We start from the raw sequence: 4,801 nt of genomic DNA on the forward strand, positions 1-4,801 counted from the left end.
ACCTGGCAGGCGGGGCGATCGCCATGGCAGGCTGGGTGGGTCCGCTCGTGGCGGCGGTAGCCATGCCGATAAGTTCGCTCGTGGTCGTGACGGGGGCTATTTTGCAGCAGAGCTTTCCACAGACCGAGCCTGACCCGCACAAAGCATCGCTCGATGAATCTGCATCTACCTTTAACCAGCCGACGGCTCACGCGGTAGCACCAACTGCACGCTGAGCGCTCTGCTTCTAAGTGACCTCAACAATGGTTTTGGGGATTGCTGGGTGGATTCCCCTCCATCCTACCCTTCCTCCCCGAGGAGGAAGGAACCGTGGAAGGCGTTCCTCAAGTCCCCCTCAGAGGAGGGGGATTTAGGGGGAGGGATTCTGTACAATCATATAGATCAAACACGTATGTGAAACGCAGCACCGTACGAATGAGAGCGTGTATGAAGTAACGTCGGTGCGCACATGATACCGGTTTGAAACGCACAAAACCCCAACTTCATGCCTGTCTTTACTTAGGTGCTGCAACCACGTAAATCTCATTCTATTTAGATACAACCCGTTGCATGGATCATTCGACTGCTACGAATCCACTTGACGCTCCAAATCGAACCCACGCCTGGGCGCGCTGCATAATCGACGAATGTGTGCGCTCGGGCGTCGATACGTTTTTTATATCGCCGGGCTCGCGCTCTACGCCTCTGACGACCGCTGTCGCGCAGCATCCGGTGGCGCAGTCTGTGCTGCATGTGGATGAGCGGGGCGGGGCCTTTGCAGCACTGGGATTTGCGCGTGCCACAGGGCATCCGGCTGGGTGGATGACCACCTCGGGCACCGCTGTAACGAACGGCATGCCCGCCGTGGCCGAGGCCGCACAAGAAGGGATTCCCATGCTGCTGCTCACCGCCGATCGTCCGCCCGAGCTGCGCGGCACCGGCGCCAACCAGACCATCGACCAGGTGAAGCTCTTTGGCGACCACGTGCGCTGGAGTGCCGATGTGCCGCCGCCCAGCCAAGACACGCCGCTGGCTTCGGTGCTCACCACCGTCGACCAGGCGCTGCACCAGGCGCGGCGTCCGCCGGGCGGGCCCGTGCACCTGAATATGATGTATCGCAAGCCGCTGCATCCAGTCGAACAAGAGTTTGAGATCAGCGACCCTGCCATACACCGCTGGGCCGAGCGCGACACGCCGTTTACCACGTATCCGGTGCCGGTGCCGCATGCCCCGCTGCCTGAATCGCTCACTGAGGCGGTACAGCAGGCCGAGCGCGGACTCATCGTGGCGGGCCGCCTCACCGATGCCGAGGCGTACGAACTGCTCGATTGGGCGCGTGCACAGCACTGGCCCGTGCTGCCCGACATCACTTCGCAGCTCCGCCTGAGCGCCGACACGCCCGTGGTGCCGCACGCGCATCACATTGCCCGTCACCAGGCTACCGAACTCCGTCCCGACGTGGTGCTGCATGTAGGCGGACGCTTTGTCTCTAAGTCCATGCGTCATTTTCTGGGGGATGCAGAGGCGCACGTGCATGCCACCATCCGTTCCGCGCCCCTACGCGTCGATCCTGATCACCGATGTACACATCACATCGAGACGACCGTCGCAGCTGCCATGGATGCGCTGCCCACGCGCACTGCCACACCCGCGTCGTGGAACGCCCAGTGGCAGCGGGCTAACGACGCGGTGAGTGATGCCTTTGCGCAACGGTTTGAGGATGAGGACCGGTCTCTGCTGAGCGAACCGAGCGTAGCCCGCGCGCTGAGCCAGCGCATCCCCGACACCCATGCGTGGATGCTGGCCAGCAGCATGCCCATCCGCGACGTGCAGCGCTACGCTACGGCGCGGGGCGCAAACGTACCGGTGTTTGCGAACCGAGGTGCCAGCGGCATCGACGGCACCATTGCCACGGCAACGGGCATTAGCATTGCACGCGATGCGCCCACCACGCTGCTGATTGGCGATCTGGCTACCTGGCACGATGTGAACGCCCTGGCCCTGCTGAAGGCGCACCCGGTCATTGCGGTGGTCGTGAACAACGACGGCGGCGGCATCTTCCACTTTCTACCGATTGCCGAGCACAGCGACGTGTTCGAGCCGCACTTTACGACTCCACACGGACGCTCGTTCGAAGCGATCGCCGAAGCATTCGATCTGCCGTACCATCAGCCAACCACGCGCGCCGCGTTTGCGGACGCATACCAGGAGGCCTGTGAGCGCGGCACCAGCGCCCTGATTGAAGTCCGCACCGACCGCGCCGAAAACGCCGATGTGCACACGCAGTTGGATGCCCATGTGGCCGCCGCCCTCAGCGATATGTGACAATGCGTTGTGCTATACATCTGATCGCTGTTGAACATACAGAAATGCTTTTTATGCCCTCACACCGTCATCCCAGACGGAGCGGAGCGACGATCTGGGATCCACGCCCCAATGGAGGGATACGTTAGCGGAGTGCGTTCGCCCTCAACCGGCGAATGGATTACTTCGTGCGTACCCCAGGCATAACCTTCGGCCCTCGCTTCGCTCGGCTCCGGATCAGCGGCGCCAGGGGCGCCTTGCCTGTGCGCCGGCCCTGGGCGCGGCGGCGGTTGATCAACGTCACCACCGGCCCGGACGCGGCATAGCCCAGAAAGCCCAGGAACAGCACCATGGGCGGATTCATGATCGCGAGAACAGCCGCCGCGGCGGCGATGCCGAGGACCGGCACCACCAGCACGATAAACGGCACTCGGTACCGGATATCGAATTCCTTGAAGCTGTAGTACCGGAAGTTGCTCACCATGAGCAACCCGGCGGCAACCGTTACCACCAGAGCCAGCCACTGAACCCAGTGGTCATCGAGCCCCAGGGCCGAGCCCAGCCAGACCATGCTCACCACGACACCCGCCGAGGCCGGGCTGGGCAGCCCCTGGAAATAACGCTTCTCGGCAACCCCGGCCTGGGTGTTGAACCGGGCCAGGCGCAGGGCCCCACACGCCGCGTAAGTGAAGGCCCCGAGCCAGCCGACCGTACCCCAGGCGCCGGCAATCTCCGACCAGTCCCCCAGGGCCCACTGGTGCATGATCACCGCCGGCGCCAGCGCGAAACAGGCCATGTCCGAGAGGCTGTCGAATTCCACGCCGAAGTCGGTCTGGGTCTGGGTCAGCCGTGCCACGCGACCGTCCAGCCCGTCCAGGATCATGGCCGCGAGCACACCCAGGGCAGCGAGACGGTAGTCGCCCTCGATACCGGCAATCATGCCGAGGAAACCGAAGAACAGCGCCCCCGTGGTAAACAGATTGGGGAGCAGGTAGATCCCGCGCCGCCGCTTGCGATCCGGATCCGGAGCCATGCGCTCGTACCTCGGTGGGATGGACCCGCCGGTGCGTCCCGCCGGGATGGCGAGCCCGGCGGTCAGCCGCCAGGCTCGCGTGTGGCATTAGTTGCGGCTGCGATCCACCAGCTTCTTGTTCTTGATCCAGGGCATCATGTCGCGCAGCTTCTCGCCCACCACCTCGATGGGATGTTCCCGCGCCAGCCGCCGACGGGACTTGAGCGTCGGTGCGTTGGCCTGGTTCTCGAGGATGAATTCGCGGGCGAACTCCCCGGTCTGGATATCCGACAGGATATCCTTCATGGCCTGGCGCGAGTGCTCGTTGATCACCCGGGAGCCGCTGACGAAATCACCGTACTCGGCCGTATTGGACACCGAGTAACGCATGTTGGCGATACCACCCTCGTAGAGCAGGTCCACGATCAGCTTGACTTCGTGGAGACACTCGAAATAGGCCATCTCGGGACTGTAGCCGGCCTCGGTCAGGGTCTCGAAGGCGCCTTCGATGAGCGAGGTCAAACCGCCACACAGCACCACCTGCTCACCGAAGAGATCGGTCTCGGTCTCCTCCCGGAACGAGGTCTCGATGACACCGGCGCGTCCGCCGCCGATCGCCGAGGCGTAGGCAACACCCACTTCCTTGGCTTGGCCGGAGCTGTCCTGCTGGACGGCAACCAGGCACGGCACGCCGGCGCCGTCGACGTAGGTCGAGCGCACCAGGTGGCCGGGACCCTTGGGCGCAATCATGATCACGTCCAGATCCGCGCGCGGCTCAATCTGGCCGTAGTGGATGTTGAACCCGTGAGCGAAGGCAATGGCCGCGCCCTGTTTGAGATTGGGCTCGATCTGCTGCGCGTAGATGCTCGCCTGGTGCTCGTCCGGCGTGAGAATCATCACCAGATCGGCCCGCTGCACGGCTGCTTCCACGCTGGCGACGTCCAGGCCGGCCTGCCGGGCCTTGTCCGCGGAAGCGGAACCCTCGCGCAGACCCACGACCACCGAGGCACCGGACTCCTTGAGGTTGTTGGCGTGCGCGTGCCCCTGGGACCCGTAGCCGATGATGGCGATGGTGCGGTTCTGGATGATCGACAGGTCGGCATCCTTATCGTAATAGACTTGCATGTTGCCCCCTTGTTGTTGGATTCAGGGACGCGCCCGCCCCCACGGCGACGCGCCTACTGCACCCGGAGATGTTTCTCGCCGCGCGAGATTCCGATGACGCCGGAGCGCACGACCTCGACGATGGTGTTCTGGCCCAGCGTGTCGATGAAGGCATCCAGCTTGGCGCTGGCCCCGGTGAGTTCCACGGTGTAGACCCGCTCGGTGACATCCAGAATACGGCCACGAAAGATATCACTGAGGCGTTTGATCTCCTCGCGGGATTCACCGGTGGCCGCCGCGACCTTGACCAGCATCATCTCGCGCTCGATGTGACTGCCGTCGGTCATGTCCATGACCTTGACCACGTCGAGGAGCTTGTTGAGCTGCTTGATGATCTGCTCG

Annotated in this window: 5 protein-coding genes; 2 read left to right on the forward strand and 3 right to left on the reverse strand. The window is 63.5% G+C overall.

Annotated elements, in window-relative coordinates; genetic code table 11:
• The coding region (locus tag R6U20_RS05955; protein WP_410336949.1) for a hypothetical protein at window positions 1-215 on the forward strand (215 nt) is incomplete at its 5' end.
• A 334-nt stretch (window positions 216-549) separates the two neighbouring features.
• Window positions 550-2,304, forward strand: coding sequence for a 2-succinyl-5-enolpyruvyl-6-hydroxy-3-cyclohexene-1-carboxylic-acid synthase (gene menD, locus R6U20_RS05960; protein WP_410336950.1), 1,755 nt, complete (start codon window positions 550-552; stop codon window positions 2,302-2,304).
• A gap of 160 nt (window positions 2,305-2,464) precedes the next feature.
• Here menD and R6U20_RS05965 read toward each other — a convergent pair whose 3' ends face one another.
• The 3 genes from R6U20_RS05965 to ilvN form a co-directional block, all read right to left on the reverse strand.
• A complete protein-coding gene (locus R6U20_RS05965; RefSeq protein ID WP_410336951.1) occupies window positions 2,465-3,316 on the reverse strand; it encodes a CDP-alcohol phosphatidyltransferase family protein in 852 nt (283 codons plus the stop codon).
• Between the two features lie 87 nt (window positions 3,317-3,403).
• Window positions 3,404-4,420, reverse strand: a complete 1,017-nt coding sequence (gene ilvC, locus R6U20_RS05970; RefSeq protein ID WP_410336952.1) for a ketol-acid reductoisomerase — start codon at window positions 4,418-4,420, stop codon at window positions 3,404-3,406.
• Between the two features lie 53 nt (window positions 4,421-4,473).
• On the reverse strand, window positions 4,474-4,801 hold a 328-nt coding region (gene ilvN, locus R6U20_RS05975), incomplete at its 5' end, for an acetolactate synthase small subunit (protein ID WP_410336953.1).

Source organism: Longimonas sp., assembly GCF_046498435.1.
Classification (GTDB): domain Bacteria; phylum Bacteroidota; class Rhodothermia; order Rhodothermales; family Salinibacteraceae; genus Longimonas.

What these genes read in the sequence shown, in the direction of transcription:
- menD (WP_410336950.1), top strand. Translation starts at nt 550, where the DNA reads ATGGATCATTCGACTGCTACGAATCCACTTGACGCTCCAAATCGAACC.
- R6U20_RS05965 (WP_410336951.1), bottom strand. Translation starts at nt 3,316, where the DNA reads ATGGCTCCGGATCCGGATCGCAAGCGGCGGCGCGGGATCTACCTGCTC.
- ilvC (WP_410336952.1), bottom strand. Translation starts at nt 4,420, where the DNA reads ATGCAAGTCTATTACGATAAGGATGCCGACCTGTCGATCATCCAGAAC.